At 64.9% G+C, this 26,458-nt stretch carries 27 protein-coding genes and 1 tRNA gene; 11 read left to right on the top strand and 17 right to left on the bottom strand.

Translation table 11 applies throughout. The annotated features are described in order from the left end of the window. Nucleotides 1-1,181 (bottom strand): integrase arm-type DNA-binding domain-containing protein (locus tag Q0R27_RS10120; protein WP_366080193.1); only part of this gene is annotated, 1,181 nt, incomplete at its 3' end. Between the two features lie 206 nt (nt 1,182-1,387). Beyond that, nucleotides 1,388-1,477 (bottom strand) — tRNA-Ser (locus tag Q0R27_RS10115). A gap of 269 nt (nt 1,478-1,746) precedes the next feature. Here Q0R27_RS10115 and Q0R27_RS10110 point away from each other — a divergent pair. After that, a complete protein-coding gene (locus Q0R27_RS10110) occupies nt 1,747-2,490 on the top strand; it encodes a Crp/Fnr family transcriptional regulator (RefSeq protein ID WP_293944024.1) in 744 nt (247 codons plus the stop codon). Here Q0R27_RS10110 and Q0R27_RS10105 read toward each other — a convergent pair. Both Q0R27_RS10105 and pyrC read right to left on the bottom strand, forming a co-directional pair. Continuing rightward, nucleotides 2,483-2,986 (bottom strand): hypothetical protein, encoded by a 504-nt coding sequence (locus Q0R27_RS10105; protein ID WP_293944022.1) that lies wholly within the window; start codon nt 2,984-2,986, stop codon nt 2,483-2,485. The two genes, Q0R27_RS10110 and Q0R27_RS10105, sit on opposite strands and share 8 nt — an antisense overlap. Nucleotides 2,987-3,029: 43 nt before the next feature. Continuing rightward, a complete protein-coding gene (pyrC, locus tag Q0R27_RS10100; protein ID WP_293944020.1) occupies nt 3,030-4,067 on the bottom strand; it encodes a dihydroorotase in 1,038 nt (345 codons plus the stop codon). A gap of 29 nt (nt 4,068-4,096) precedes the next feature. On the opposite strand from pyrC, the gene Q0R27_RS10095 reads away from it, so the two are divergent. Next, the gene (locus Q0R27_RS10095) at nt 4,097-4,804 is read left to right on the top strand and encodes a folate-binding protein (protein ID WP_293944018.1); all 708 of its coding nucleotides are present in this window, start codon (nt 4,097-4,099) and stop codon (nt 4,802-4,804) included. On the opposite strand, the gene Q0R27_RS10090 is transcribed toward Q0R27_RS10095, so the two are convergent. The 5 genes from Q0R27_RS10090 to Q0R27_RS10070 form a co-directional block, all read right to left on the bottom strand. Further along, nucleotides 4,761-5,027, bottom strand: a complete 267-nt coding sequence (locus tag Q0R27_RS10090) for a hypothetical protein (RefSeq protein WP_293944016.1) — start codon at nt 5,025-5,027, stop codon at nt 4,761-4,763. The genes Q0R27_RS10095 and Q0R27_RS10090 overlap by 44 nt on opposite strands. Beyond that, nucleotides 5,024-5,389 carry a GFA family protein gene (locus Q0R27_RS10085; RefSeq protein ID WP_293944014.1) on the bottom strand — a complete coding sequence of 122 codons (366 nt, stop codon included), beginning with the start codon at nt 5,387-5,389 and terminating at the stop codon, nt 5,024-5,026. The genes Q0R27_RS10090 and Q0R27_RS10085 overlap by 4 nt, the downstream gene beginning before the upstream one ends. Continuing rightward, nucleotides 5,386-8,064, bottom strand: coding sequence for an aconitate hydratase AcnA (gene acnA, locus Q0R27_RS10080; RefSeq protein WP_293944012.1), 2,679 nt, complete (start codon nt 8,062-8,064; stop codon nt 5,386-5,388). Before acnA ends, Q0R27_RS10085 begins: the two co-directional genes overlap by 4 nt. A 73-nt stretch (nt 8,065-8,137) precedes the next feature. Further along, entirely contained in the window at nt 8,138-8,578 is a 441-nt protein-coding gene (locus Q0R27_RS10075) for a low affinity iron permease family protein (protein WP_293944010.1), read from the bottom strand. Nucleotides 8,579-8,632: 54 nt separating this feature from the next. Next, a complete protein-coding gene (locus Q0R27_RS10070) occupies nt 8,633-9,607 on the bottom strand; it encodes a magnesium transporter CorA family protein (protein WP_293944008.1) in 975 nt (324 codons plus the stop codon). Between the two features lie 65 nt (nt 9,608-9,672). Between Q0R27_RS10070 and Q0R27_RS10065 the strand changes: the two genes are divergently transcribed. Next, nucleotides 9,673-10,230, top strand: coding sequence for a DUF2585 domain-containing protein (locus tag Q0R27_RS10065; RefSeq protein ID WP_293944005.1), 558 nt, complete (start codon nt 9,673-9,675; stop codon nt 10,228-10,230). A gap of 49 nt (nt 10,231-10,279) precedes the next feature. Next, the gene (locus Q0R27_RS10060) at nt 10,280-10,810 is read left to right on the top strand and encodes an acyloxyacyl hydrolase (protein WP_293944003.1); all 531 of its coding nucleotides are present in this window, start codon (nt 10,280-10,282) and stop codon (nt 10,808-10,810) included. Nucleotides 10,811-10,827: 17 nt separating this feature from the next. Here the strand turns inward: Q0R27_RS10060 and fumC are convergent, their stop codons facing one another. Beyond that, entirely contained in the window at nt 10,828-12,219 is a 1,392-nt protein-coding gene (gene fumC, locus Q0R27_RS10055; protein WP_293944001.1) for a class II fumarate hydratase, read from the bottom strand. Between the two features lie 16 nt (nt 12,220-12,235). Then, complete coding sequence (locus tag Q0R27_RS10050; RefSeq protein ID WP_293943999.1) at nt 12,236-13,231, bottom strand: adenosine kinase; 996 nt, start codon at nt 13,229-13,231, stop codon at nt 12,236-12,238. An 86-nt stretch (nt 13,232-13,317) separates the two neighbouring features. Here Q0R27_RS10050 and Q0R27_RS10045 point away from each other — a divergent pair, with 86 nt between their 5' ends. After that, nucleotides 13,318-13,671 carry a hypothetical protein gene (locus Q0R27_RS10045; protein WP_293943997.1) on the top strand — a complete coding sequence of 118 codons (354 nt, stop codon included), beginning with the start codon at nt 13,318-13,320 and terminating at the stop codon, nt 13,669-13,671. Here Q0R27_RS10045 and queG read toward each other — a convergent pair. Beyond that, a complete protein-coding gene (gene queG, locus Q0R27_RS10040) occupies nt 13,668-14,702 on the bottom strand; it encodes a tRNA epoxyqueuosine(34) reductase QueG (RefSeq protein ID WP_293943973.1) in 1,035 nt (344 codons plus the stop codon). The genes Q0R27_RS10045 and queG overlap by 4 nt on opposite strands. A 29-nt stretch (nt 14,703-14,731) precedes the next feature. On the opposite strand from queG, the gene Q0R27_RS10035 reads away from it, so the two are divergent. Both Q0R27_RS10035 and Q0R27_RS10030 read left to right on the top strand, forming a co-directional pair. Further along, nucleotides 14,732-15,673 (top strand): ATP-binding cassette domain-containing protein, encoded by a 942-nt coding sequence (locus tag Q0R27_RS10035; RefSeq protein WP_293943971.1) that lies wholly within the window; start codon nt 14,732-14,734, stop codon nt 15,671-15,673. Further along, a complete protein-coding gene (locus Q0R27_RS10030; protein ID WP_293943969.1) occupies nt 15,673-16,899 on the top strand; it encodes an ABC transporter permease in 1,227 nt (408 codons plus the stop codon). The genes Q0R27_RS10035 and Q0R27_RS10030 overlap by 1 nt, the downstream gene beginning before the upstream one ends. Here Q0R27_RS10030 and Q0R27_RS10025 read toward each other — a convergent pair. The 5 genes from Q0R27_RS10025 to Q0R27_RS10005 all read right to left on the bottom strand — a co-directional run bounded on the left by Q0R27_RS10025 (nt 16,896) and on the right by Q0R27_RS10005 (nt 21,823). Then, a complete protein-coding gene (locus Q0R27_RS10025; protein ID WP_293943968.1) occupies nt 16,896-17,639 on the bottom strand; it encodes an isocitrate lyase/phosphoenolpyruvate mutase family protein in 744 nt (247 codons plus the stop codon). The two genes, Q0R27_RS10030 and Q0R27_RS10025, sit on opposite strands and share 4 nt — an antisense overlap. Beyond that, entirely contained in the window at nt 17,636-18,442 is an 807-nt protein-coding gene (locus tag Q0R27_RS10020; RefSeq protein WP_293943967.1) for a LytTR family DNA-binding domain-containing protein, read from the bottom strand. The genes Q0R27_RS10025 and Q0R27_RS10020 overlap by 4 nt, the downstream gene beginning before the upstream one ends. Continuing rightward, complete coding sequence (locus tag Q0R27_RS10015; protein ID WP_293943965.1) at nt 18,439-19,665, bottom strand: histidine kinase; 1,227 nt, start codon at nt 19,663-19,665, stop codon at nt 18,439-18,441. The genes Q0R27_RS10020 and Q0R27_RS10015 overlap by 4 nt, the downstream gene beginning before the upstream one ends. Before the next feature lie 82 nt (nt 19,666-19,747). Next, nucleotides 19,748-21,340, bottom strand: a complete 1,593-nt coding sequence (locus Q0R27_RS10010; protein WP_293943954.1) for an amino acid permease — start codon at nt 21,338-21,340, stop codon at nt 19,748-19,750. 105 nt (nt 21,341-21,445) lie between these two features. Beyond that, the gene (locus Q0R27_RS10005; protein ID WP_293943952.1) at nt 21,446-21,823 is read right to left on the bottom strand and encodes a histidine triad nucleotide-binding protein; all 378 of its coding nucleotides are present in this window, start codon (nt 21,821-21,823) and stop codon (nt 21,446-21,448) included. 50 nt (nt 21,824-21,873) lie between these two features. Between Q0R27_RS10005 and Q0R27_RS10000 the strand changes: the two genes are divergently transcribed. From Q0R27_RS10000 to Q0R27_RS09985, 4 genes are all read left to right on the top strand, one after another. After that, nucleotides 21,874-22,356 carry a ClpXP protease specificity-enhancing factor SspB gene (locus tag Q0R27_RS10000; RefSeq protein ID WP_293943950.1) on the top strand — a complete coding sequence of 161 codons (483 nt, stop codon included), beginning with the start codon at nt 21,874-21,876 and terminating at the stop codon, nt 22,354-22,356. A gap of 22 nt (nt 22,357-22,378) precedes the next feature. Next, complete coding sequence (locus tag Q0R27_RS09995) at nt 22,379-22,801, top strand: hypothetical protein (protein WP_293943948.1); 423 nt, start codon at nt 22,379-22,381, stop codon at nt 22,799-22,801. Between the two features lie 108 nt (nt 22,802-22,909). Next, on the top strand, nt 22,910-25,186 hold the full coding sequence (locus tag Q0R27_RS09990; RefSeq protein ID WP_293943946.1) for a GGDEF and EAL domain-containing protein: 2,277 nt from the start codon (nt 22,910-22,912) through the stop codon (nt 25,184-25,186). Between the two features lie 345 nt (nt 25,187-25,531). Next, nucleotides 25,532-26,056 (top strand): hypothetical protein, encoded by a 525-nt coding sequence (locus Q0R27_RS09985; protein ID WP_293943944.1) that lies wholly within the window; start codon nt 25,532-25,534, stop codon nt 26,054-26,056. Nucleotides 26,057-26,458: the final 402 nt, after the last annotated feature.

The following is a 26,458-nucleotide window of genomic DNA, read 5'->3' as shown; positions in this document are numbered from 1 at the left end:
TCCCGGTCGACCGCGGACGTCCTTTGTAACGCTCGCTGCGGCCCGGCGGCCTTAGGCGGGAGGCAGTAATTCGCCCATTGATCCATCAAAGTCCGACGCTTGGCCAAGAAATCGGTGCGGCGATACGCTGCCTCCACTTTGTTTTCGAGCGTATGAGCGAGCGCAGCTTCGGCAATCTCGCGCGGCACATCGGTTTCCTCAGCAACCCAGTCCCTGAAGCTCGACCGAAACCCATGCACTGTGGCTGGGACATCGAGGCCACGAACCATCTGCAGTAGCGCCATATCGGACAACTGCGAGCCGGACAAAGCACTGGGAAAGATCAGGTCACAACCCAGTTGGCGAAGCGTCTTCGCCGCTCGGAAAACGTCAGCAGCTTGGTGTGAAAGTGGCACGACGTGCGTGACACCCGCCTTCATTCGCTCGGCAGGCACCGTCCACAAGGATAGATCCTCGTTGAGTTCCGACCACCTTGCTCCCCTTACTTCCCCCGAACGGGTCGCAGTCAGAATCGCAACTTCAAGTGCCAGCCTGCTGGCGCAAATCCCCCGCTTGCGCAGATCCGTTAGAAAGGCGGGGACTTCCGAATGAGGTAACGCTGCGAAATGGCCCTTCTTCTTCGGTTGGCGGGGAAGTCCCTTTGAGATCGAGCGCGTCGGCGCCTCGGTCGCTCTAAAGCCGCTCGAATAGGCCCAGTCGAGGACCGTACCGATACGCTGTCTAACCCGTCGGGCCGTTTCAGGTATGTCGAGCCAGATTTCCGCTAGAACATTACGAATTAGCGGGCCATCGATCTGATCGACCTTGAGCTTCCCGAGCTTGGGGAACGCGTAGAGCTCCAGTGTTTTCAGCCATTGCTTCGTGTGCTTGCCGTTCTTCCAGCTCTTGACCAATTCGGCGTGCGCCATTTTGGCGGCCTCTTCGAAGGTCGGAACGATGACCCGAACCTTTCGCCGCTCTTCAAGCGGATCGACGCCGGATGCGGCGAGCTTCTTAATCGCGGCGGCCTCAAGGCGAGCATTGCGCAAGCTGACATGGCGAACTTCCCCCAGCCCAATGTCACGGCGCCGCCCGTTGATCTGGATACGCATCAGCCAACTCTTGCCGCCGGATGGCGAGATCTGGAGCAGGAGGCCATCGCCATCAGAATAGCGGCCGGGTTCCGACAGCCCCTTGATCATGTCTAAGCTGAGCTTTCCCATACGAGGAATATAGCGCCGGAGAGAGAGCTTTTGAACCCCCTCGGCCAGTGCTAGCCCCACATCTAACCCCACAGTCGTTTTCGAATGGGGGCGAACTAGCACGGGCGGCTATGAACAATTATCAAACCATTTCAGCTGCATAGCCTGTATTTTCGGACGGCTAAGAACGTCGGCGTAAGGCAAAATGGCGGAGACGGAGGGATTCGAACCCTCGATACAGTTTCCCGTATGACGCTTTAGCAAAGCGTTGGTTTCAGCCACTCACCCACGTCTCCCGACCGTTCGCGGCGACTGCGCTGTAGCGAAGCGGGCTGGCAGGTTCAACCGCATGTCACCCCGCACTCGAACATCGCATAACTTTATGTCTATTATGCGACTTAGCATCGGGGCCAAGTATTTGTTAAATAGGCACTTGTTTGCGGTCGAAACGTGAGCGTAACTACTGTCTCAGGAATGGGCAGCGCGAGCCGTTCGGCGAAATCCCTTGTGAACGTGCGTCGCGAAGCGTCGAATGGACAGATAGATCGACCGGGAGATCGCGCGCATGGCCATGGCCTTTGACCGAAATCGGCTACTCGCCACGTTCAGCGACGAAGTGCGGGCACAGGTCGAACCCCTTGCCCGCATTGTTGACTATCAGCGCGGCGATTCGGTGCTCAACGCCGGCAAGGCGGTCACCCAAAGCGTCTTTCCGTTCGATTCGCTGATGATCTCCATGCTTGTCGAACTCGATGGCGGCCGCTCGGTCGAGGTGGCCTCGATCGGCAAGGAAGGTGCGGTCGGCGGGATCGTCAGCTGCGGCCATGTCCCTGCCTACAGCCACGCCGAGGTGCAGATCGCCGGGCCGGCGCTGGTCATCCCGCTAGATGCGCTTGAGACGGTCAAGGCAAACTCGCCGTTCCTGCGCAATCTGTTCTGCCGCTACGCCGACTTTCTGCTCGTCCAGGTGATGCAGTCGGTCGCCTGCAACGCGTTTCACTCGATCGAAGCGCGGGCCGCACGCTGGCTGCTGACCGCGCAGGACCGCATCGGCGGCGACCGGCTGGCGCTGACCCAGGAATCGCTCGCCGCGCTGCTCGGGGTGCAGCGCACGACGGTCAACGCGGTTGCTCGCCAGGTGCAGGAGTTGGGACTTATTTCCTACAGCCGGGGCGCGATTCGAATCCTCGACCGCAAAGGCCTCGAGCGACAGGCGTGCGAATGCTATGCGGCGGTCGAGCGCCATTTCGGATCGGTCATCGGCATCAGCGGGCATGGCGCCGCGCCCGGCGGCAGCAGCCTTATTTGACGACCGGCATCCCGCCGCCCGGCGAGCAGGCCGCGTCGAGCTTGGTAACCGTGACTTCGCTCCAGTCGTCCATCGCCATCGTCTTGCCAACGCGGCCGCCCTTGTTCGTCGCGAGATCCCAGCTCGCAGTGCCGGGAGAGCCGCGTTTGGTCCCCGATTTGAGGTCGTATCCGCCCTTGACCGCCGCAATCTGCGGCGAGGCGGCGCCCCATTCCTTGATGAACGTAACCGACCCGTGCTGACGCTTGCCGGTCGCCATCCCGCTCCCGGCTTCCCGCGGCGCATAGATCCACGCATGACTAACCGCGCCGCCACTGCACGCCAGCCGCAGCACACCGTCGTCGTTTGTGCCGTCGCCGTCGAGGTCACCGGTTGCGATGTGGAGGTAGCGCGAAATACCGTCGCTGTAGGTGCCCGTTACGGTGAAATCGGTCGCCATCGCCGGCGCGGCCGCAACCAATACTATCAATGCGAATTTCGCGGACTTGGTCATCATCTTGCTCCCCTTGCCAAGCCGGGAGTGTGCGCCTCGGTTGCCGCTACGGCAAGCTCCTCGACATTTGCCACCCGAGTGTCCCTCCGGAATGGAAGGGCACGAGGTCGACGACCCGGTCGGGAACGACGGCCGTTCGCCGTTCGAGCGTAACCTCGCCCTCGTTGAGCGGGAGCCCATAGAAGCGCGGTCCATGCTCCGAGGCGAATCCCTCAAACTTGTCGAGCGCGCCTTCCTCGTCGAACACGACCGCATAGCTTTCGAGCGCGAAGGGGGCGTTGAAGATCCCCGCGCACCCGCACGAGGCTTCCTTCGCGTCGACCGCGTGGGGCGCACTGTCGGTGCCGAGAAAATATTTCGGCGAACCCGACACCGCCGCCGCGCGCACCGCGAGACGGTGCTTCTCGCGCTTGACGACCGGCAGGCAATAGGCGTGCGGGCGAAGACCCCCGGCGAACAGCGCGTTGCGGTTGAGGTGAAGATGCTGCGGCGTAATCGTCGCGGCGACGGTCGCGGGGGCATCGGCGACGAACTGCGCCGCCTCGGCCGTCGTGATATGTTCGAGCACGATCCTGAGCGCCGGAAAATCGCGCACCAGCCCGCCCAGCACGCGATCGATGAACACCGCCTCGCGGTCGAAGATGTCGATGTCCGGGTCGGTCACTTCGCCATGGACCAGCAATGGCATGCCGATCGCCTGCATCCGCTCGAGCGTGGGCCACAGCTTGCGGATGTCCGTCACGCCATGCGCGCTGTTGGTGGTCGCGTTGGCCGGATAGAGCTTCGCCGCGACCCACACGCCCTCCGCATGGCCGCGCGCGATCTCGTCGGCGTTGGCGTCGTCGGTCAGATAGCAGGTCATCAGCGGCGTGAAGCGCGTTCCGGTCTTTGGCCCAGCCGCCGCGACGATCCGCTCTCGATAGGCCGACGCCGCCGCCAAGCTGGTCACCGGCGGCGACAGGTTGGGCATCACGATCGCGCGGGCGAACTGACGCGCGGTGAACGGCGCAACCGCCTTGAGCATCGCCCCGTCGCGCAAATGGACATGCCAATCGTCAGGGCGGCGGATGGTCAGGCTTTGCATAGTCACACCGCGGTCCCTACCGCACCACCATGATTGCCACCACCCTCGCCGACCGCGTCGTGATCCGCCTGTCCGGTGACGACGTGCGCGGGTTTCTCGACGGGTTGGTCAGCAACAGCGTCACTGGCGATCTCCCCGTCTACGCCGCGCTGCTTACCCCGCAGGGCAAGGTCATCGCGGACTTCTGCGTGTGGGCCGACCAGGACGATTTCCTGCTCGACGTTGCCGCAAACGACGCCGACGCGCTGATCCGCCGCCTGTCGATGTACCGCCTCCGCCGCCCGATCACGATCGATCGGGACGAGGCGTTGGCCGTGCATTGGTCGCGTGAGGCGGGGCAGGGCGTGCCCGACCCCCGTCTTGCCGATCTCGGCTGGCGCTGGCTTGCCCCCGCCGATGCCACCGTCACCGGATGGGACGAACACCGCCTCCGTCTTGGAGTCGCCGAAGGGGCCGAACTTACGGACCTGCTGTGGCTCGAATGCAGCGCCGCCGAACTGAACGGGGTGAGCTTCACCAAGGGCTGCTTCGTCGGCCAGGAAAACACCGCACGAATGAACTGGCGAAGCAAGGTCAACCGCCGCCTGTTCGTCGTGCCGACTACCGACATGCCCGCCCGAGCGCGCGCCTTCTACCCCGAACTTGGTCTCGCCGTGGTCCACGCCCGCCTCGACGCGATCCCCGCCGACGCGATCATTCCCGGCTGGCTGGAGCCCGCGCTCGCCCCAACCGAATAAGCGCGACTAGCCCGATCCCGGCCCAGATCACGTTCAGCGCAACCGACGGGAGCGCGCTGTTCCACCATCCGTTGAGGCCAACCCCAACCGCACCCACGACATTGAGCCACTGATAGGCCGCCCCCCCTGCTGCAAGCTTGCCCGCGGTCAGCAGCCCATAAGCGGCGACGATCAGGACCGCGCCGCTCCAGCCGGCGATCCCAAACAGCAGGGCATCGGTCATTTCGGCCAGCTTAGCCCGTCGACTACGCGCACGGGAAGCGCCGCGATCCCCGGGTCATCGAGCAATGCCGCGTTCACCCCGATGCGGTCGTGTGGCGGCGCGGTCAGCGGCTCCCAATGGGTCGCCACGCCGCAGTGGCGACAGCGCATGACCCGCAGACACGGCTCCGCCAGGTCGCTGCGCACATATTGATCGAGTTCTCCGTCGATCGTGATGGTGTCCGACGTCCCATAGACCAGCCGCCAGCCGAGCGCGGTGCATAGCGTGCAATTGCAATCGGTGACCTGGTCGGGTCGCTCGGCCAGCCGGATCGCCACCCCGCCGCAATGACACGATCCGCTGACCGCAGCGGCTTGGCTCACGCCGCCAGGTTCCTCAGGACGAACGGCAGGATTCCGCCCGCACGGAAATATTCGAGCTCGTTGTACGTGTCGATCCGGCACCGCGCGGTGAAGCTCGATTTCGTGCCGTCAGCCTTGGTCACTTCGACCGTCACGTCCTGGCGCGGCTCGAGATTGGCAACGCCGGTGATGGTGAAGCTTTCGCTGCCATCGAGCCCAAGCGTCTCGGCGCCGAAACCCTGCTCATATTGCAACGGCAGCACGCCCATCCCGACGAGGTTAGAGCGATGGATGCGTTCGAAACTTTCGGCAATGACCGCGCGCACGCCAAGCAGCATGGTGCCCTTCGCCGCCCAGTCGCGCGACGATCCGGTGCCATATTCCTTGCCCGCAAGGACCACCAGCGGCGTCCCGTCAGCCTGATACTTCATCGCCGCGTCATAGATCGCGAGCTCTTCGCCGGTAGGTGCATAACGCGTCATCCCGCCCTCGACCCCGGCGAGCATGCGGTTGCGAATACGGATGTTGGCGAAGGTCCCCCGCATCATCACGTCATGATTACCGCGCCGCGCGCCATAGCTGTTGAACTCGGCGCGGCTGACCTGATGGTCCTGCAGATAGCGCCCCGCCGGGCTGTCGAGCTTGATCGATCCCGCCGGCGAGATGTGATCGGTGGTGATCGAATCGCCAAACGACGCCAGCGTTTTCGCATCGACGATGTCGGTCAGCGGCTTGGGGGTCATCGTCATCCCCTCGAAATAGGGCGGGTTGGCGATGTAGGTCGATGCTGCGGGCCATTTGTAGGTGTCGCCCCCAGTCACCGCGATCCCCTGCCAACGCGCATCGCCGCGGAACACGTCGGCATAGCGCTGGCGGAACATGGTCGAGTGAACGTGCGCGTCGACCAGGCTGCGGACCTCGTCGTTGGTCGGCCAGATGTCCTTCAAGAATACGTCGTTGCCGTCGCGATCCTTGCCGAGCGGATCGCTGGCGATGTCGGCGCGCACCGTGCCGAGCAGCGAGTAGGCGACCACCAGCGGCGGCGATGCAAGATAGTTCGCGCGGCAGTCGGGCGACACCCGCCCCTCGAAATTGCGATTGCCCGACAACACGCTGACCGCGACCAGGTCATGGTCGGTGATCGCCTTGGAGATCGGCGCAGCCAGTGGCCCCGAATTGCCGATGCAGGTCGTGCAGCCATAGCCCACCAGGTTGAACCCGATCGCGTTCAGGTCCTCGGTCAGCCCGCTGGCATCGAGGTAATCAGTGACGACCTTGCTACCCGGGGCAAGGCTGGTCTTGACCCACGGCTTGCGGGTCAGGCCCAGGGCGCGGGCCTTGCGCGCGACCAGTCCCGCCGCGACCAGCACCGACGGGTTCGACGTATTGGTGCAGCTGGTGATCGCGGCAATGACGACATCGCCATTGCCAAGGTCGTGGTCCGCCCCCTCGACGGCGACGCGCGGGTCGCTCGCCTTCTTGTAGGTCGTCTCCAGCTCCTCGTTGAAGCGGTCGTCGACATCGCGCAGCACGACCCGGTCCTGCGGGCGCTTGGGCCCCGCGAGCGATGGCTGGACCGAGGCCAGGTCGAGCTCGAGGCTGTCGGTGAACAGCGGCTCAGGCGCCGCGTCGTCGCGCCACATGCCCTGTGCCCTGGCATAGGCTTCGACCAGCGCGATCCGCTCGTCGTCGCGCCCGGTCAGCTTGAGATATTCGATCGTCCGCTCGTCGATCGGAAAGAAGCCGCAGGTCGCGCCATATTCGGGCGCCATGTTGGCAATCGTCGCGCGGTCGGCCAATGCCAGCGCCGACATTCCCGGCCCGTAAAATTCGACAAAGTTGCCGACCACGCCCTTGGCGCGCAGCATCTGGGTGACGGTCAGCACCAGGTCGGTCGCGGTGATCCCTTCGGACAGCGCCCCTGACAGGCGGAAACCGACAACCTCGGGGATCAGCATCGACACCGGCTGCCCCAGCATCGCCGCCTCGGCCTCGATCCCGCCGACCCCCCAGCCGAGCACGCCCAGCCCATTGACCATCGTCGTATGGCTATCGGTGCCGACCAGCGTATCAGGATAAGCGACCATCTCGCCCGACTGGTCGACCGAGGTCCACACCGTCTGGGCGAGATTCTCCAGATTGACCTGATGGCAGATGCCGGTCCCGGGCGGGACGACCTGGAAGTCGTCAAAGCTCTGGCTGCCCCATTTCAGAAACTCGTAGCGCTCGGCATTGCGCTGATATTCCAGCGCGACATTATCCTCGAACGCCTGCGGGGTACCGAACTCGTCGACCATCACGCTATGATCGATGACTAGGTGGACCGGAACCAGCGGGTTGATCTTCTTGGGGTCGCCGCCGAGGCTCTTCATCGCGTCGCGCATTGCCGCCAGATCGACCACCGCCGGCACCCCGGTGAAATCCTGCATCAGGACGCGCGCCGGGCGATACTGGATCTCGCGGCTGATCTTGCGCTCCTTTTGCCAGTCGACCATCGCCTGTAGGTCGTCGCGCGTGACCGTCACCCCGTCCTCGAAGCGCAGCAGATTCTCGAGCAGGACCTTCATCGAATAAGGCAGGCGCGACACATCGCCGAGCGCCGCCCCGACCTTGGCGAGCGAGTAATAGGCGAACCGCTTGCCCCCGACGTCCAGCATGGAGCGGGTGTGAAGGCTGTCCTGGCCGGTCGGGATCATGGCGCGCTACTCGCTTGGCTCGAGAGATGGGGGTGCGGGCGCCTTAGCAACCGTTTCGCATCGCAGCAAAGGCCTAGGAAGCTACAGCCGCTCGCGCGCCCTTTTCCTCGGCACGCTCTTCGAGTTCCTCGTTGAGCACCTCGAACCTGTCCTGGATATTTTCCTTGAGCTCGACGATCTCTTCCTCCTCGAGATCCTCGATCCCCGCCATCTCGTCGCGCGCGCCGTTCATCGCGATCAGCAACTCGTCGAGCTTGGCGTGCATTGCGACGTCACGGCGACGATCGTCGATCTCGCGCTCGGTCTGGCGGTTGAGCACCATCTGGGTCAGCGTGATCGCCATGATCGACAGCGCAGCGGTGAGAAGGTTGGTGTCGAGTTTCAGCACGAACCAGCTGATGCAGAAGGCGATCACCCCAATCTGCATGTAGGGGTGCGCGAACAGGTTCGAGACCCATTCGGACACTTTACCGCCGATCTCGACGATCCTGCTCTTTTTCCCGTTCCGTGCCATCGCCCTGCAACGCGCCCTGCCCTTATCGGTTGCGTCGGCGTCACGATTGGTGGATTAGATCCAGCCGCGCTTGCGCATGTACAGCCACGGCGCGATCCCGCTGACCAGCATGATCCCCAGCGCCATCGGATAGCCGTAAAACCAGTGAAGCTCGGGCATATGGTCGAAGTTCATGCCATAGATCCCGGCGACCAGTGTCGGCGGCAGGAACACCAGCGCCGCCCAGCTGAACAGCTTCATCGCCGCATTCTGCTCGATCGAGATCAACCCCAGCGACGCATCGAGCTGAAAGGTCAGCTGCTCGCTGAGGAAACTCGAATGATCGATCAGCGCGGCGATATCGGCGGCGAGGCTGCCGACATGATCGCGCTCGTCCTCGAGCCGCCGCACCCGGTTGGTCGCGGCGAGGAAGTGGATTAATCGGCTGGTGCTGACCGCAGTCTCGCGGATTTTCGCCAGCAACGACTGCGCCCGCCCGATCCGCGTCAGCATCGCGGTCAGCCGCGCCGCGGGGATTCGCCGATCCTCCAGGTCCTTCTGGAAAATCTGCCGCGAGATTTTTTCGATCTCGGCGGCCACCCGCTGGATCTCGTCGGCCAGCCGGTCGACCACCGCGTCGAGCAGGCGGACGAACAAATGGCACGCGTCGGTCGCCAGGTCGGGCTCGCGCTTCAAATGTTCCGCGAGCAGGCGGAACGGGCGCGGATCGGCATAGCGCACTGTTACGAGGTGGCCGGGTGTCAGGATGAACCCGATCGGCGACGAGCTGGGATCGCCCTCGTCGATTCCGGTCAGGGTCGACATCGTCAGGTATAGCGTGCCTTGGCGCTCATAGAGTCGGCTTGACGGCTCGATCTCGGCGAGGTCGGCCCTCGTCGGCACGTTGGACCCGATGAAGGCCTCGACCAACGCCTCCTCCTCTCGCGTCGGCTCGAGCAGGTCGATCCACACGACATCGTCGGGGATACGCGTCGTAGCACCGACCTCGACCGGCGATCCGTCGCAGTTGGGGCCAAACAGGCGGAGCATCGAGCGCTTGTGTTGCGCGCCATTGCGCAATTGGCAAGCGCCGCGCGCGGCCCTAGCCTTCCCCCATGACCCGTTCACGCCCGTGGCTTGCCCCGTTCCTCCTCGTCCTCGCCGCCGCCGCAATCCTGCTGGCGATGGGTCGCCCGCCGATCTGCACCTGCGGCCGCGTGACGCTGTGGGTCTCCTCCTCGACCAGCCCCGAGACCAGCCAGATGCTCGCCGACTGGTACAGCGCGAGCCACATCGTCCACGGCTTCCTGTTCTTCGGGCTGCTGTGGCTCGCCGCCCGTCGCCTGCCCGTCGCGACCCGCCTGTCGACCGCGATTCTGATCGAATCCGCGTGGGAAATTGCCGAAAACAGCCCGATCATCATCAATCGCTACCGCAGCGCGACCGCCGCGATCGGTTATTCGGGTGACAGCGTGCTCAATTCGGTCAGCGACATCGTCATGATGATCGCCGGTTTCCTCCTTGCCCGCCGCTTGCCCCTTTGGGCGTCGATCGGCGGCGTCGTCCTGCTGGAGCTCATCCCCCTGTTCGTCATCCGCGACAATCTGACTCTCAACATCATCATGTTGCTCCACCCCGTAGACGCCATCCGCACGTGGCAATCCGGGGCTTGACGACGAGCGTTCACTCGTCCGAAAGATGTTGCGGCATACGCACTTGCGCATGCTCACCACCCTTCGCGTCACCGTCCCGCTAACCATCCTCGCGGCGCTCTCCGCAGCCGCCCCGGCCCACGCCGCAGAACTGTTCGGCGGAGTCTACAAGCACGCCGTCCATTCCCCCTTCAGCCTCGAAGGCGGACGCGAACGAGGGTTCGACCTCCAGCTCGGCTTCCGCGGTGGCCGTCTCTTCCCCCGGCTGGGCCTCCAGCCCTATGCGTTCGGCGCGTTCAACACCGCCGGCGATACCAGCTATGCCGCCGCCGGCCTGTCATGGCGCTTGGGCAAGACATTGTACGTCCGCCCCGGCCTCGGCCTTGCCATCCACGATGGCTCGGCGGGAAAGTTCGATGATCCCAGCACCATCGCGCTGGGCAGTCGCATCCTGTTCGAACCCGAACTCGGCGTCGGCTATCAGCTCAACCACCGCGCCTCGTTCGAAGCACATTGGGTCCACCTAAGCCAGGCCACCCTGTTCAGCCGCCAGAACCCCGGCATCGACAACGTCGGCGCGCGGGTCAATTTGCGCTTTTAAAATGCGGCTTTTGCGCATCAGCGCCCCAGCATCGCCTCGGGCTTTACCACCCGGTCGAAGGTCGCCTCGTCGACCAGTCCCAGCTCAATCCCCGCCTGCTTCAGCGTCAGCGCTTTCTGGTGGGCGTGCTTGGCGATCTTCGCGGCATTGTCATAGCCGATTTCGGGCGCGAGCGCGGTGACCAGCATCAGTGACTTGTTCATCAACTCGGCAATCCGCCCCTCATCGGCCTCGAGCCCGTCGAGCGCCCGCTCGGTAAACCCGACCATCCCGATCGACAGCAAATTGATCGAGCGGATCACATTCGCGCCGATCAGCGGCTTGAACACGTTCAATTCCAGATGCCCCTGCAACCCTCCGATCGTCACTGCGACATGGTTACCCATGACCTGCGCCGCGACCATCGTCAGCATCTCGCACTGGGTCGGATTGACCTTGCCCGGCATGATCGAGCTGCCAGGCTCGTTCTCGGGCAGCTTCAATTCGCCAAGCCCACAGCGCGGCCCCGATCCGAGCAGACGGATGTCGTTGGCGATCTTGCTCAGCGACACCGCGATGACGTTCATCACCCCGGACAGCTCGACCAAAGTATCGTGCGCGGCGAGCTCGGCGAACTTGTTCGGCGCCGAGGTGAAGTCGAGCCGGGTGAGGTTGGCGATCTCCTTGGCAAAGGCTTCGGCAAAGCCTTGGGGCGCGTTGAGCCCGCTGCCTACCGCGGTTCCACCCTGCGCGAGGCGGAGCAGCCGCGGCATGGCCCCCTCGACCCGCGCGATATTGTCCGCGATCATCTGCGCATAGCCCGAGAATTCCTGGCCCAGCGTAAGCGGGGTTGCGTCCTGCAAATGCGTGCGACCGATCTTGACGATATGGTCCCACCGCCTGGCCAGCTGGTCGAGCCGGGCATGGATCGTCCGCAGCGCGGGCAACAACTTGTCCGCCACCCCGCGCGCCGCGGCGATGTGCAGCGCGGTCGGGAAGCTGTCGTTCGACGACTGGCCCTTGTTGACATGGTCGTTAGGATGAACCGGCGACTTGCCGCCCTTCGTCCCTGCCAGAGCCTCGTTGGCGCGCCCGGCGATGACCTCGTTGGCGTTCATGTTGGATTGGGTGCCGCTCCCGGTTTGCCAGATGACCAGCGGGAACTGGCCATCGAGATCGCCCCTCGCAACCTCCGCCGCCGCCTGCTGAATCGCCTCGGCGAGATTAGCGTCGAGCCCGCCAATGCGTGCGTTGACCCGCGCCGCCGCCTGCTTGACGAAGCCCAGCGCGTGGACAATCTCGACCGGCATCCGCTCGCTCGCCCCGAACGGGAAATTGTGGATCGATCGTTCGGTCTGCGCCCCCCAATAGCAGTCGCCGGGGACGTCGATCGCTCCGAAACTGTCGGTCTCGCTGCGCGTGGCGGTCATGTCCGTTTCCCTCGTTTCATGAAAGCAGGTTGCCCGCGAGCATCCGCAAGTCCGCCTCGGGCCGCGCGCCATAATGCTGGATGACTTCGGCCGCGGCAATCGCGCCCAGCTTGAGCGACGTCTCAAGGCTTAGCCCGCGCGCCTGCCCCGCCAGAAAGCCAGCGGCGAACAGGTCGCCCGCGCCAGTCGTATCGACCAGCCGCTCGATCGGCTCGGCGGCGACTTCCGCCCGCTCCGCCCCGGCGACCGCAATTGCCCCCTTTTCGCTCCTCGTCACCGCCAGTACCGACACCTTGGGCGCCACTGCCGCGACCGCCGCCTCGAAGTCGCTCTCAACCGACAGCGCCAGAATCTCGTCCTCGTTGGCAAACAAGATATCGATCCGCCCGTCGTCGATCAGCTTGAGAAACCCATCGCGGTGGCGCGAGATGCAGAAACTGTCGGAGAGCGTAAACGCGACCTTCGTCCCCGCCGCCCGCGCCGCGTCGATCGCCGCTTCCATCGCCGCGCGCGGCTCTTCCGGGTCCCACAAATAGCCCTCGAGATAGAGGATCTTCGCGGAACTGACTTCCGCCGCCGAGATCGCCGTCGCGGGCAGCCGCTGCGCTGCGCCCAGAAAGGTGTTCATCGTCCGCTGCGCGTCGGGCGTGACCAGGATCAGGCAGCGCGCGCTGGCTCCGACATCGCTGCGCGCCGGGGTAGTAAATTGCACTCCCGTCGCGCGCAGGTCATGGGCATAGATCCGACCCAACTCATCATCGGCGACCTGCCCGATGAAACCCGCCTTCAGCCCGAGCGCCGCAATCCCGGCAACCGTGTTCCCCGCCGACCCGCCGCTGCTTTCACGCCCCGGCCCCATCTCGCCATAAAGCCGCACCGCCTCGCCCTGATCGATCAGCCGCATCGACCCCTTGTCGAGCCCTTGGGCGGCCAGAAAGGCATCGTCGGCATCGGTGATCACGTCGACGATCGCATTGCCGATGGCGAGCACGTCGAGGGGCTTGTCGGTCATGGGGAAATCCTGCGGAGAAAAGATGCGCGGCGGTTAGCGGGCGGCGGGCGATGACACAACCGCGCGCACCGGCTAGCAACAGCTGCATGCGCCGCTTCGCCCCCGCCCTCACCCTCCTCCTCGCCGCCTGCGCCAGCGAAACACCGGCCCCCGCCCCCACCCCCGTCCCAACCCGCCAAAGCGCCCACCAGCACGGCCGCCTCCTCGGCCTCGCCGCGCCCGAGCTCGGCGAGCTGTTCGGCGCGCCCAGCCTTCAGGTCCGCGAAGGCCCCGGGCTCAAGCTACAGTATCGCGGCGGCGGCTGCGTCCTCGACGCCTATCTTTACGCACCGCCGAGCGGGCAGGGCGTCGAGCGAGTCACCCACGTCGATACCCGCTTGAAAAGTGGTGCCGACACCGACCAAGTGGGCTGTGAAGCTGCGATCGAGGGTTCGCGCTAGGCCAGTCGGGCGAGCGCCCACCCCGCCGCGTCGGCGATCACGGGGTCGTCGCTCACCGCAAAACGGACGACCCTTGCCCGCAACTCTGCTTGCCCACTATTCCCCGCCGCGATCAGGCAGTTGCGCATCATTCGCGCCCAGCCGATGCGCTTGATCGGCGATCCCGCGAACATCTCGCGAAACCCAGCCTCATCCAGGCTCAGCAAATCCCCCAACGCCGGCGCCGCGAGTTCCGCCCGCGGCAGGAACGCCCGGTTCGCCTGCGCGCTCTCGGCGAAGCGGTTCCACGGACACACCGCCAGGCAATCGTCGCAGCCGTAAATCCGGTTGCCCATCGCCTCTCGAAACTCGGTCGGGATCGGCCCGTGAGGCTCGATCGTGAGGTAGGAAATGCACCGCCGCGCATCGATCCGGTGGGGGCCGGTGATCGCCCTCGTCGGGCACGCCGCGATGCACCGTGTGCACGACCCGCAATGATCGCTTGCCGGCGCATCGGGGACCAACTCTAGGCTGGTCATCACGATCCCGAGGAACAGCCAGTTGCCATGCTCGCGGCTGAGCAGATTGGTGTGCTTGCCCTGCCACCCGATCCCCGCTGCCGCGCTCAGCGGTTTCTCCATCACCGGCGCGGTGTCGACGAACACCTTGAGCTTGCACCCCGTCTCCTCGGCCAGCCACCGCCCGAGCGCTTTCAAGCCCTTCTTGACCGCCTTGTGATAGTCCCCGCCCTGCGCATAAACCGAGATGCGCGCGCGTTCCTTCCGGTCGGCCAGCGCCATCGGATCGCTTGCCGGCGCGTAAGACATTCCCAGCGCAATCAATGACTTGGCCTCGGACCATAGCCCGTTCGGGGACGCCCGCTCGTCGGCCCGCGCCTCCATCCACCCCATCCCGCCATGTCGCCCCTCGGCAAGCCACTCGCGCAGCCCCGCTCCGGCCTCGGGTGCCGCATCGGCCCGCGCAAAGCCGCACGCGACGAACCCCAGCTCGGCGGCTTTTTCGCGAATTCGGCTTTCGATGCTCATTGTCATTTAACCTCGACCCTCTACCAGTTGCCGCCATGAGTGGAACTGGGCTCGCGCTGACCGCGCAAAATCTCGTCAAGGATTTCGGAGACAAGCGAGCGGTCGACGGGGTCAGCCTGTCGGTTCCGGTCGGCGCAATCTACGGCATTCTCGGCCCCAATGGCGCGGGCAAGACGACCACGCTGCGCATGCTGCTCGGGATCATCGACCCCTCGTCGGGAAGCTCGACGCTGCTTGGCCGCGCGCGCCCGATCGAGGCGGCGCGCGAGGTCGGCTACCTCCCCGAAGAACGCGGCCTTTATCCCTCGATGCACGCGGTCGACGCGATCGCCTTCATGGGCGCTTTGCGGGGGCTCCCGTTGCGCGAAGGCAAGCGCCGCGGGCGCCAACTGCTCGAAGGCCATGGCCTCGGCGCCTGGGCCGACAAACCGATCCGCAACCTGTCGAAGGGCATGGCGCAGACCGTCCAACTGCTCGGCACGCTCGTCCACAAGCCGCGCCTGATCGTCCTCGACGAACCCTTCTCCGGGCTCGACGCGATCAACCAGGCCAAGCTTGAGGCACTCATCCGCCGCGAAGCTGCCGAGGGCACCACGGTCATTTTCTCGACCCACGTCATCGCTCACGCCGAACGCCTGTGCGAACGGGTCGCCATCATCGCCGAGGGCAAGGTCGCGTTCGAAGGCGAGGTCGACGAGGCGCGCGACCGCCTCCGCCCAATCGTCCGTCTGCGCACCCGCTCGCCAGACGGCCCGTGGCGTGCCGCGCTTCCCGCCACCGCGCGTCTCGACGGCGCCGAATGGACCTTCGAGCTTCCGCAAGGCGGGCCCGAGCCCCTCCTTCGCGCCCTGCTCGACGGCGGCGCCGGGATCGAAACCCTTGCGATCGAGCGCCCGGGCCTCCACGACGCGTTCGTCGCCATCGCCGGCGAAGCAGCCGCCCGCGCCATGAACGAACCCCAGGCGGAGGCCGCGTGATGGCGGGCTTCAGGCTTCCCGAAATCATTCGCGCCGCTTTCGTCATCGCCCGGCGCGACTTCACCGCGACCGTCCTTCGCAAGACCTTCCTGCTGTTTTTGCTGGGCCCGCTTTTCCCGGTCGCCATGGGAGTTGGCTTCGGCGGGATGGGGGCGAAGCTCGCCGAGGACAACGCCAAGCCGATTGTCGCAGTCATCGCCAGCCGGGCCGACTTTGCTCCGCTCGCGGCGGCGCGCGCGCGTCTTGCGGCGGTTGCTGGCGACGCCCCGGTCGAGCTCATCCGAGCCGATCCCGAGCCCAACCTTGCCGGACAACGAGCCCAGTTGCTCGCTCAGAGGAAACCCCCGGTTCTGGCGGTGCTCGAGGGTCTCGGCACCGCGCCGCGCCTCACCGGCACTGTCCATTCCGACGGCACCACCGTCGCTCAACTCGACCATATCATCGCTGACGCCCGCGCCGACGCCGCCGACCGCAGCCCACCCGCGCCCAGCATCGCGGTCGTCTCGACCGAGCGCTCGGGCGGAACGCTCGCAAGCGCGCGCGGCCTCACCGCCCGCGCCGGCCAGACAATCATCTTCCTGTTGACCATCCTCCTCGCCGGCGCGGTGCTGTCGCAGTTGATCGAGGAGAAATCGAACAAGGCGATCGAGATTCTGGCCGCCGCTGTCCCGGTCGAGGCGATCTTCGTCGGCAAGCTGTTTGCGATGCTCGCCATCTCGTTCGTCGGCATCGCGGTGTGGGTCGTCACCGGCGCCATCGCTATCTCGATCTGGTCGACCGGCGGGCTCGCGGCGCTGCCAGCCCCGGCCATCGGCTGGCCCGTCTTCATCGCGCTCACCGTCGCTTATTTCTCGATGGCCTACCTGCTCATCGGCTCGGTCTTCCTCGCCATCGGCAGCCAGGCGGGCAGCGTGCGCGAGATTCAGACGATCAACATGCCCGTTGTTCTCGCCCAGAGCGCGATCTATTTCTTCGGCGCTTCCGCGGTCGGCCATCTTGACGAGCCGCGCGGGCTCGCCGCAGCGATCTTTCCCTTGTCCTCGCCCTTCACCATGATCGCTCGCGCCGCCGAACAGGATGTCCTGTGGCCCCATCTCGCCGCGCTCGCGTGGCAAGGGCTATGGGTCACGCTGATCCTGCGCGCTGGCGCCGGCCTGTTCCGCCGCAACGTTCTGAAATCAGGTCCTGCCCGCCGCTGGCCATGGCAACGCCGGGCGACCGTTTAGCCCGGTATCGCGGCCCGCGCGGCCTCTTCGAGCTGGTTCATCAGCGACCGGTGCGGGAACGGCCCGTGGCTGATCCGCGCCACGCCGGCGAGCGCCCACACAGCGGGTGCCGGCGCACCCGGAAACGCAATCGCGTTGAGGGGCAGCGGCACCGCCTTAACCACCCGCTCGATGTGCCGCGGATCGGCGATGCGGGGTACGAAAAAGCCGCTCGCTCCGGCGTCGGCAAAGGCCTTCCCCCGATCGATCACCTCGCCGATCAACGCGTCGTGATTATCGTGGGACTTCAGCAGCAGGTCGGTCCGCGCGTTGATGAAGAATTCACTGCCGACCATGTCGCGGATCGCAGCGATCCGCCTGGTCTGCTCGCCACGCGAATGAAGCCCTTCGCCGCCGATCACTTGATCTTCAAAGTTGCACCCGATCGCGCCGGTTGCCCTCAGGCGGGCGACGTTGGCGGCGGCCAGTGCAGGAATAACCGAATAGGCCCCCTCGAAATCGACGCTTACCGGCAGGTCGACCGCGCTTACAACCCGCTCCGCATTGGCCAGTGCGAAGTCCAGCGGCACCTGCTCGCCGTCGGGCCAGCCATTGGCGTCGGCCACCGGATGGCTCCCCGTCGCAAGCGCCTTTGCCCCCGCCGCCGCGACCGCCTTCGCACTCCCCGCATCCCACACATTATAGAGCACCACCGGGTCCCCCGGCACATGCAGGGCGGCGAAGGCGGCAAATTTGCTCAATGCACAAATCGCGCGACGACATCGCGGTACGATCGCGATACTTTCACCTGCGCTCCTGAACCGAGCACCAGGAAACATTCGCCGTTGGTATGCGGCTTGACCTGCTTGACAAGGTCGAGGTTGACGATCGTCGAGCGATGCACCCGCTGGAAGCGACGCGGATCGAGCCGCTTCTCGAGGTCCTTCATCGTCTCGCGCAGGATTAGCGTATTGTCTCCGGTCTGGATGCACATGTAATCGCCCGCCGCATCGATCCGCTCGATCGTGTCGACATCGACGCGGAAGATTTGCCCCTGGTCGCGGATGTTGATCATTTTCTCGAAGCGGTTCGCCGCCGGACCCTCCGCCGCGCTGTCCTCGGCGAGCGTCTCCGCTGCTTCGGGGGCATGTTCCTCGAGCGCCTCCTTCAGTCGCTCGACCTCGACCGCCCCGCGCCGCTCTGCGAGCCGCTGACGCACCCGGTCCATCGTTGCCGCCAGACGATCTTCCTCGACCGGCTTCATCAGATAATCGACCGCCTGCGCCTCGAACGCGCGCAGTGCATGGTCGCCATAAGCCGTCACGAACACGAATAGCGGCGGCTCGACCTCCATCACGCCCTGAATCACCGAAAACCCGTCGAAGCCAGGCATTTGAATATCGAGGAACACGAGGTCCGGCTTGTCGGTCTTGATCGCGCGGATCGCCTCGCGCCCATTGGCGGCGGTGGCGATGATTTCGACGTCGTCATGCGCCTGCAGCCTTAGCTGAAGTCCCTGCGTGGCGAGCGGCTCGTCATCGACGAGGATGGTGCGGATGGTCATGATCGATACTCGCTCTCGGACGGAATTTCGAGGATAACGCTGTAACCCCCCTTATCGTTCGACCGGCTCTGAAATCCATGCGCCGCGCCGTATGCCTGGGTCAGCCGGTCGCGAATATTGGCGAGCCCGACCCCGGTCGACTCGGTCGCCATGCCGTGGCTCCCTTCTCCCGCTCCGCTGTCGGCCACCTCGATCCGCACGCAGCTCCCTTCGCGCGACGCGGTGATCCATATATCGGCCCCGTCTTCGCTCGGCGTCACCGCATATTTGATCGCATTCTCGACCAGCGGCTGAAGCAGCAGCGAGGGCAGTCGCGCACCGATCGTTTCGGCATCGATCCTGAAATGCGGGCGCAGCCGTTCCTCGAACCGCATCTTCTCAATCTCGAGATAAAGTTTCAGGGTCTCGACCTCCTGCGCCAGCGTCACTTGCGCGGTCGGCTCGTTGGCGAGCGTGTAGCGCAGGAACGACGACAATCGCGACAGCATCGCATTGGCCCGCTCGGTCTGGCGAAGCAGCACCAGCGTCGAGATCGAGTTGAGCGTGTTGAACAGGAAATGTGGATTGAGCTGATAGCGCAGCATCGCCAACTGGGCCGAACTCGCCTGGCTCTCCATCGCCTCGCGCTGCTCGATCTCCTCCTCGAGCAGCAAATAATAGTTGATCCCGTAGTACAGCGCCGACCACGCCGCGAGCAGCGCGAAGTCGAGCAGGATCGCGCCGAGATACTCGATCCCGACCGGCCGCGCGTCGGGCCGCACAAAGGTCGCGTTGCTCCACGTCTCGATGAACGAGAACACCGCCGCGGCGATCACCACCGTGCCGAGACTGAGCGCCGCCGTCCACAGCGGGCGCATCTGGATCAGCCGGCGATAGAGCGACCCCATCAACAGCGTCAGTGAATAGCCGGTCGCGGTCAGAAGCAGCGTATGGACCAGGAACATCAGGCCCATCGAATTGGCGATTCCGCTTAAGCTGCGGAGGATGAAATAGCCCGTCCAGCCGGCCGACTGGAGCACCCAGAAAGCGCGGTTCTTGTCATCGAAGAACGGGCTGTCGAGCTTGACCGTCTCGAGAATTGGGCCGGCGGGCCCCTTGCTGCCTCCAAAGCCGCCGCTGCGCGGAGCGCGCGGATGACGGGTTGGCGGCGGCAGGGCTTCTCCCGCCTGTCCACCGTCCGCCGCAACCGGCCCGTCGATCAGCCGTGCGCCGTCGCTCGCCATGTCAGCCGTGCCTGCCCGTGCCGCTCATTGCCCCGATATAGCGCGCGGCGCGGCTAAGCCCAAACACGACGTCAGCCTCCGGTCAGGCGTCCTTGATCCCCGGGGTGTGTGCGCCCGGCATCGGCGGCACCGGCTGCGGTGGGGCGTCGGGGTCGAGTTCGTGCGTCTCGACCAGCCCGCGCCCGACATGGCTGCGGCTGCGGCTATAGCCGAAATAGATCGCCAGCCCGATCGCGCCCCAACCGAACAGCACCATCTGGGCGAGGAACGGCAGGAACAGGTAGAGCCCAATGCAGCCGATGATCGCCAGCGGCGCGACGACCATGATCGCCGGGGTCCGGAACGGGCGGTGACGGCCGGGATCGGTGCGGCGCAGCACGAGCACCGCGATCGCCACCATCATGAACGCGAACAGCGTGCCCGAGTTCGAATAATCGGCGAGCTTGCCGACCGGCAGGAAGGCCGCGGCGAGCGTCACCACGATGCCGGTGAAGGCAGTGACGACGTGCGGTGTCTTGAACCGCGGGTGGACGCTGGCAAGCTTCGCGGGAAGCAGGCCATCGCGCGCCATGACGAAGAACACGCGGGTCTGGCCGAACATCATCATCAGCACGACCGATGGCAACGCGAGGAACGCCGCGACCCCCATCAGGTTACCGATCTTGGTCCAGCCGACGCTGCGCAGGACGTGCGCCAGCGCCTCGTGGCTGCAGGCAAGCGGCTCGTTTACGCCGCTCGCGACGATCGCGGCACAGCGCGCGGCGAGTTCCCTCGACCCGGGGGAGAGGACTTCGCCGCCCAGCCCGGCAACCGGCTGCGCACCGATCGCACCGATCGCGCCGGCCGCGACCAGCAGGTAGAAGACGGTGCAGATCAGCAGGCTTCCGATCAGCCCGATCGGGACATTTCGCTGCGGGTTCTTGGTTTCCTCGGCGGCGGTCGAAACCGCATCGAAACCGACATAGGCAAAGAAGATCGACGAGGCGGCGCCGACGACGCCGATCGTGCCCCAGCCATTGGGCAGGAAGGGGTGGAACTCGGCCCCCTTCATCACCGGCACGGTCAGCGCGATGAACAGCGTCAGCGCGGTAATCTTGATCAGCACCAGCACCGCATTGACCCGCGCGCTCTCGGTCGTGCCGAGGATCAGCAGCAGCGTAACGAGGATCGAGATGGTCACTGCGGGAAGGTTGATCAGCCCGCCCTGGCTCGGCCCGACCGCGAATTCCTTGGAGATCACGATGTTCGGGATGAATGGCAGGAAGTCGTTGATATGGGCCATGAAGCCGACGAAATAGCCCGACCATCCAACCGCCACGGCCGATGCGCCGACGGCATATTCGAGGACCAGCGCCCAGCCGACCATCCATGCCATCAACTCGCCCATCACGGCGTAGGTATAGGTGTAGGCCGATCCCGACACCGGGACCATCGAGGCGAGTTCCGAATAGCACAGTGCCGCGACCGCGCAGACGAAGCCGGCGATCATGAAGCTCAGCATCATCCCCGGGCCGGCCTTCTGCGCGGCTTCGGAGGTCAGCACGAAAATCCCGGTGCCGATCACCGCGCCGACACCGAGCATGGTCAGCTGAAACGCGCCCAATGAGCGGTGCAGCCCCTTTTTCTCGGCGGTCGCAAGGATAGCGTCGAGTGACTTTACGCGGTCGAACAGCATGGCATTCCCTTCGGTTCGCGCCTCGTGGACGCGGCAGCATGTTTGGCGCGGAGCCTAGCGGCTAAAGGCGAGCGTGCAATCCCTTAGCGTTCCAGGAGACCCGGCTCAGCGGCTCAGCATCGGCCCCAATGGCGCCCCGCCGAATAGATGGACATGCAGGTGCGGTACTTCCTGCCCGCCGCGCTTGCCGATGTTGGCGAGCAGGCGATAGCCCTGCGCCGATGCTCCCGTCATCCGCGCCACCTCGCCGACCGCGCGGACGAAGCCGGCGATTTCCTCGTCGCCCGCCTTCAGCGTGAAATCGTCCCATGAAACGTAGGCGCCTCTGGGAATCACCAGCACATGGATCGGCGCCAGCGGGTTGATGTCGTGGAACGCGAACGCGTGCTCGTCCTCGTAAACCTTGTTGCACGGGACCTCGCCGCGCAGGATTTTCGCGAAAATATTCGCTTCGTCGTAAGGCAGGCTGGCATCAATGGGCATCGGTGAGTCTCTTGGCTTGACCGCAACAGCGTCGGCGCTACCACGAAGAAATGGTCGACGACACGCCTGAAAGCCTCATTCCCTACGACGAGATCGTGCAGGAAGCGCTGCGCGACGTGGTCGGGCGCGTGCTGCGTGAGGTCGAATCAACCGGGATGCTGCCCGGGGGCCACCATTTCTACATTACCTTCAAGACCCGCCTCGCCGGAGTCTCGATCCCCAAGCACCTCATGGAACGCTTCCCCGACGAGATGACGATCGTCATCCAGCACCGCTTCTGGGACCTGAAGGTCGACGACGATCATTTTTCGGTCGGCCTGTCGTTCGGCGGAATCCCCTCGACCTTGGTCGTGCCGTTCGCCGCGGTGACCGATTTCGTCGATCCGGCGGTCGATTTCAGCCTCAAGTTCCAGGCCAGCGGCGCTCCGGCCGACCATGAATCCCCCGAGCCGCCCGAAAACGACAGCCCGACCGTCACTCCGGTCGACGACGGCTCCAACGTCGTCGCGGTCGACTTCACGCGCAAGAAGTAGGGCCTGCGCCGCTTTCCTGCGGATGATCGAAGCCATCGTCGGACGTGATAAATTCGACGCTTACCTCAAGGGTTATTTCGACCGCCACGCTTTCCAGCCGGTCACCCCGTCGATTGTCCTTGCCGACATCCGTGCGAATCTCGTCAAAAACGACCAATTCCGCGAGCAAAAACTGCGTCTCGAGGAATGGATCTACAAGCCCGGCATCCCCGCCAATGCGGAGCCGGCCGATCCCACCGCCTTCGCCCAGCAAGACAGATCCGTCGCTGCCTTTGCCGCCGGTGGAGCACCCGATCGCGCCGCGTGGAACCGCTGGACGCCTCGCCGCGCTCGACGACGGCTTCGGGCTAAGTGTGAGCCACAACAGCGAACTCCGCTTCGCGTGGCTCGACCCGCTCAACCTGACGAAATGACGACAGGCACCAGGGAATTTAACCTGCCTTAAACTGTCCCTGCGTTAGTCCGCTTGGCTTAACCGAGTGGACGCGGAATGTACGAAGCACCTGATCGTTACAAAAGAATGGTCTCGGCCCGGCTCCCGGGAGGCGAGTCGTTGGGCCTGACCAACCAGATATCCGACGATTCTGGATCGCCGCTGCGTGATATCCAGCTTATTTCGCGCGGCCAGCTGGCGCTGTTCTTCGCCATTGCCAATGTCGTCTCGATGCTGTGCGCCGTCGTTGCTCTGTGGAGCGCGGCGCCAGTCGCTTACCTCCTCGGCTGGGCCGGCGCGGTCATCGGCGCCAATATCCTCGCCACCCAGGCCGCCCGCAACCAGGCGATCACCAATGTCGGCCGCTCGGGTCGCAAGGTGCCGCACCTGCTGATGACCGGAGAAATCGCGGCGCGCGGCGCGCTGTGGCTGTCACTCCCGATCTATTTGTTCGCTGGCCTCGAGCTTGACGAGCAGCTGATCATCGCCTCGCTCACCGCCGCGCTCGGCACCGCCGCGCTCGCGCTGATCGTCGTCCCGGCCTGCGCTACAACCTGGCTCACCGCGTTCGTCGTCGGGCTCAGCGTAGAGCTGCTGATCGGCCGCGCCTCGATCCCGTTCCAGCACATGATGGCGATCCTGTTCACGCTTGGCGTTGCGGTGTTCGGCGTGCTGGCGATCGCGCGTTGGGCATTCCAGCAGCTCAAGACCAATGCCGACATCGGCAGCCAGAGCGAATCCGCCTCGCTCCTCCTTCAGGAATATGAGCAGCGCGGCGTTGGCTGGCTGTGGCAGGTCGATGCCGACAACCGCGTCACCTACATCAGCTCGCGCATGACCGCGCTGCTTGGCCGGCCATCGGCGCAGATCCTCGGCCATTCATTGCCGTCGCTGCTCGGCGGCCATGCCGAGCTCGGCCGCGTACTGCTCCAGAAGCAGACCTTCACCTCGCTCGAGATGGAACTGGCGACCGCCCGCGGTCCGCGCTGGGTGTCGATCGCGGGCGACCCGATCATCGACACCGCCGGCCGCTTCGAAGGTTTCCGCGGGGTCGGCTCGGACATCACCGAGGTCCGCCACACCCAGGAACGTCTGACCCATCTCGCCAACGTCGACGTCCTCTCGGGCCTGCCCAACCGCGGCCGCGTCCGCCAGCTGCTCGGCGAGTCGCTCCGCGTGGCGGTGGCCGGCAATGTGCCGTGCGCGATCCTGTTTCTCGACCTCGACGGCTTCAAACCGGTCAACGACACCTTTGGCCATCCCAAGGGCGACGCCGTGCTGCAGGCGGTCGCCAAGCGGCTGTGCGACGAAGTCGGCGCTGACGGCCATGTCGGCCGGATGGGCGGCGACGAATTCGCCATTGTCATCATGGACGCCCAGAGCCGCCGCAAGATCGAAGGCCTCGCCGACCGCATCATCCGCTCGATCGCCCAGCCCTACATGATTGACCAGACCGAGATCATGATCGGCGTGTCGATCGGCTGCGCGTTCGGCCCGATCGACGGCGCGACGGTCGACGACCTGATCCTCAAGGCCGACCTTGCCTTGTACGAGGCCAAGGGCGCCGGGCGCGGCGTCGCCAAATATTTCTCGTCCGAATTGCAGTCGGAACAGGAAGACCGCGTCCGCCTCGAATCGGACCTCCGCCAGGCGATCGCGCTCGGCCAGTTCCACTTGCTGTTCCAGCCGCTTATCGCGGCGAAAAATCAGAAGCTGGTCGGGTTCGAGGCGCTGATCCGCTGGAACCACCCGCAGCGCGGCCTGGTCCCGCCGTTCGTGTTCATCCCGGTTGCCGAAGAATCGGGCCTGATGCCGACGATCGGCGAGTGGGTCATCGAGGAAGCCTGCCGCGCGATCGCGACCTGGCCCGAACCGATTACGATCGCGATCAACATCAGCCCCAAGCAGATGGCCCAGCCAGCGCTGCCCAACCTCGTCAGCCAGGCACTCGCCCGCCACAAGGTCCAGGCCAACCGGCTCGAGCTCGAAGTCACCGAAGGCGTGTTCATCGGCGACAGCAGCGCGACGATCGATGTCCTCAAACGCCTCCGCAGCCTCGGCGTCGGCATCGCGCTCGACGACTTCGGCACCGGCTATTCGTCGATCGGCTATTTGAACAAGGCCGTGTTCCACAAATTGAAGATCGACGGCAGCTTCGTCCGCGAAGCCGGCACCCGTCCTGAAAATGTCGCGATCATCCAGTCGATCGTCCAGCTCGCCAAATCGTTCCGCATGTCGGTTACCGCCGAGGGAGTCGAGACCGCGCAGGACTTCGAACGGATGCGCGATCTGGGCTGCGACATCATTCAGGGTTACCTCTTCGGCCGGCCGCTCAGCTACGAACGCGCCAGCGAACTGGCCCACGGCCTCAGCGCCAAGCAGCGCCGGGCGGGGTAGTTCGAAGTTCCTGGCAGGGAGAACGGCCGCGATCGGTGGGAACCTGCGGCCGCGAGCGTCACCACGCGCGAAACGGCGCCTCGCATCATTCTCTCACGGCGCTGGTTGTCCAGAAACAATCAAATAAATTTAGGGCGTGCGGATGCCTTGTCTCCAAAACCTAGACACGTTTGCTCATATTGGTTAATGTTTTATTAATCGCGACCGAGTCGGATAGTGCTGGTTTAAGTCCAGCCAGGTTCCTTTGCTCTTCCGGTTCCCTCACGAGAATCACCAGCGGCTGGCCGGGCTGACTTCAATAGTGGAGCCCTCCTGGTGCCGGCACTGGCAACAGGGAGTTGAAACATGACTCATCCACGCAGGAAATTCGTCACGCTCGGCCTCTCGACTGTCACATTGATTTCGGCTGCTTTGATTGCAGTACCGGCACTCGCCTCGCCTCCCTCCGGTATCGCATCTGTGGTGCTGGTAACGGCGGACAATGACGCGGAGGGCCACATCAACAGCGACCGCATCAAGTTCCAGACCAAGGGCCCGACCGACGTTCGGATCCAAAAGCTCACGTTCGCTGCCGGCGCCTACAGCGGATGGCATCACCATCCCGGGTTCATCATAGTCGCCGTTAAGACTGGCCTTGTGACTCTTTCGCAATCCGATTGCAGTTCGAAGTCCTATGGCCCCGGCTCGTCAAATGGCGCGGTGTTCGTCGAAGGACATGATGACGCCCAGCAAGCGACCAGTGCCGCAGGGGCAGAAGTCTATGTGACCTACGTTGCGCCGAGCGCTGATCCGCGCGTCTTCCGGATCGAAGACGATCCCCCGGTCTGCGCGACGGCGACCACGTTCAGGAATAGTCCCGCCGGCAACTGAGGATGTCGGGAGCGGGCGACCGCACTGTATCCAAATGGGGTGGTGCCACTTACCGACAGTCGCCCTACGAAACCGGCTGACTGTCCGGCGAACATTCTGTAATGCCATAAGGGCGGTTGCTCAGGCGACCGCCCGAACTATTGCTGTTGTCGTTCTTGAGGGTCTCGCGGCGGCCCCCGAAGCCACGAACGCGCCAGTGACTGGCCCACGGCCTCGGCGCCAGGCAACGCCCGGCGGGGCAGGATCAAGGCTGTCGCCAGGCCCACGTCCCCGCGCTATCCCGCGCGGTGCGTCCCGAGCTGTACTTTGCCGCTCCGCGCGATCGAACTCCAGCCGACGCGCGGGCCGCGCAACGCCTGCACGATCGCCTTGATCACCACATAATACATCGTCTGGCGGTAC

Source organism: Sphingomonas sp., assembly GCF_025362505.1.
Classification (GTDB): domain Bacteria; phylum Pseudomonadota; class Alphaproteobacteria; order Sphingomonadales; family Sphingomonadaceae; genus Sphingomicrobium.
Note: the sequence above shows the minus strand (reverse complement) of the source record. Positions and strands in the feature narration are given on the sequence as shown.

Excerpts from the sequence above, each read along its gene's own strand:
- Q0R27_RS10110 (WP_293944024.1), top strand. The coding sequence starts at position 1,747 with ATGGCCATGGCCTTTGACCGAAATCGGCTACTCGCCACGTTCAGCGAC.
- Q0R27_RS10105 (WP_293944022.1), bottom strand. The coding sequence starts at position 2,986 with ATGATGACCAAGTCCGCGAAATTCGCATTGATAGTATTGGTTGCGGCC.
- pyrC (WP_293944020.1), bottom strand. The coding sequence starts at position 4,067 with ATGCAAAGCCTGACCATCCGCCGCCCTGACGATTGGCATGTCCATTTG.
- Q0R27_RS10095 (WP_293944018.1), top strand. The coding sequence starts at position 4,097 with ATGATTGCCACCACCCTCGCCGACCGCGTCGTGATCCGCCTGTCCGGT.
- Q0R27_RS10090 (WP_293944016.1), bottom strand. The coding sequence starts at position 5,027 with ATGACCGATGCCCTGCTGTTTGGGATCGCCGGCTGGAGCGGCGCGGTC.
- acnA (WP_293944012.1), bottom strand. The coding sequence starts at position 8,064 with ATGATCCCGACCGGCCAGGACAGCCTTCACACCCGCTCCATGCTGGAC.
- Q0R27_RS10075 (WP_293944010.1), bottom strand. The coding sequence starts at position 8,578 with ATGGCACGGAACGGGAAAAAGAGCAGGATCGTCGAGATCGGCGGTAAA.
- Q0R27_RS10070 (WP_293944008.1), bottom strand. The coding sequence starts at position 9,607 with ATGCTCCGCCTGTTTGGCCCCAACTGCGACGGATCGCCGGTCGAGGTC.
- Q0R27_RS10065 (WP_293944005.1), top strand. The coding sequence starts at position 9,673 with ATGACCCGTTCACGCCCGTGGCTTGCCCCGTTCCTCCTCGTCCTCGCC.
- Q0R27_RS10060 (WP_293944003.1), top strand. The coding sequence starts at position 10,280 with ATGCTCACCACCCTTCGCGTCACCGTCCCGCTAACCATCCTCGCGGCG.
- fumC (WP_293944001.1), bottom strand. The coding sequence starts at position 12,219 with ATGACCGCCACGCGCAGCGAGACCGACAGTTTCGGAGCGATCGACGTC.
- Q0R27_RS10050 (WP_293943999.1), bottom strand. The coding sequence starts at position 13,231 with ATGACCGACAAGCCCCTCGACGTGCTCGCCATCGGCAATGCGATCGTC.
- Q0R27_RS10045 (WP_293943997.1), top strand. The coding sequence starts at position 13,318 with ATGCGCCGCTTCGCCCCCGCCCTCACCCTCCTCCTCGCCGCCTGCGCC.
- queG (WP_293943973.1), bottom strand. The coding sequence starts at position 14,702 with ATGACAATGAGCATCGAAAGCCGAATTCGCGAAAAAGCCGCCGAGCTG.
- Q0R27_RS10035 (WP_293943971.1), top strand. The coding sequence starts at position 14,732 with ATGAGTGGAACTGGGCTCGCGCTGACCGCGCAAAATCTCGTCAAGGAT.
- Q0R27_RS10030 (WP_293943969.1), top strand. The coding sequence starts at position 15,673 with ATGGCGGGCTTCAGGCTTCCCGAAATCATTCGCGCCGCTTTCGTCATC.
- Q0R27_RS10020 (WP_293943967.1), bottom strand. The coding sequence starts at position 18,442 with ATGACCATCCGCACCATCCTCGTCGATGACGAGCCGCTCGCCACGCAG.
- Q0R27_RS10015 (WP_293943965.1), bottom strand. The coding sequence starts at position 19,665 with ATGGCGAGCGACGGCGCACGGCTGATCGACGGGCCGGTTGCGGCGGAC.
- Q0R27_RS10010 (WP_293943954.1), bottom strand. The coding sequence starts at position 21,340 with ATGCTGTTCGACCGCGTAAAGTCACTCGACGCTATCCTTGCGACCGCC.
- Q0R27_RS10005 (WP_293943952.1), bottom strand. The coding sequence starts at position 21,823 with ATGCCCATTGATGCCAGCCTGCCTTACGACGAAGCGAATATTTTCGCG.
- Q0R27_RS10000 (WP_293943950.1), top strand. The coding sequence starts at position 21,874 with ATGGTCGACGACACGCCTGAAAGCCTCATTCCCTACGACGAGATCGTG.
- Q0R27_RS09995 (WP_293943948.1), top strand. The coding sequence starts at position 22,379 with ATGATCGAAGCCATCGTCGGACGTGATAAATTCGACGCTTACCTCAAG.
- Q0R27_RS09985 (WP_293943944.1), top strand. The coding sequence starts at position 25,532 with ATGACTCATCCACGCAGGAAATTCGTCACGCTCGGCCTCTCGACTGTC.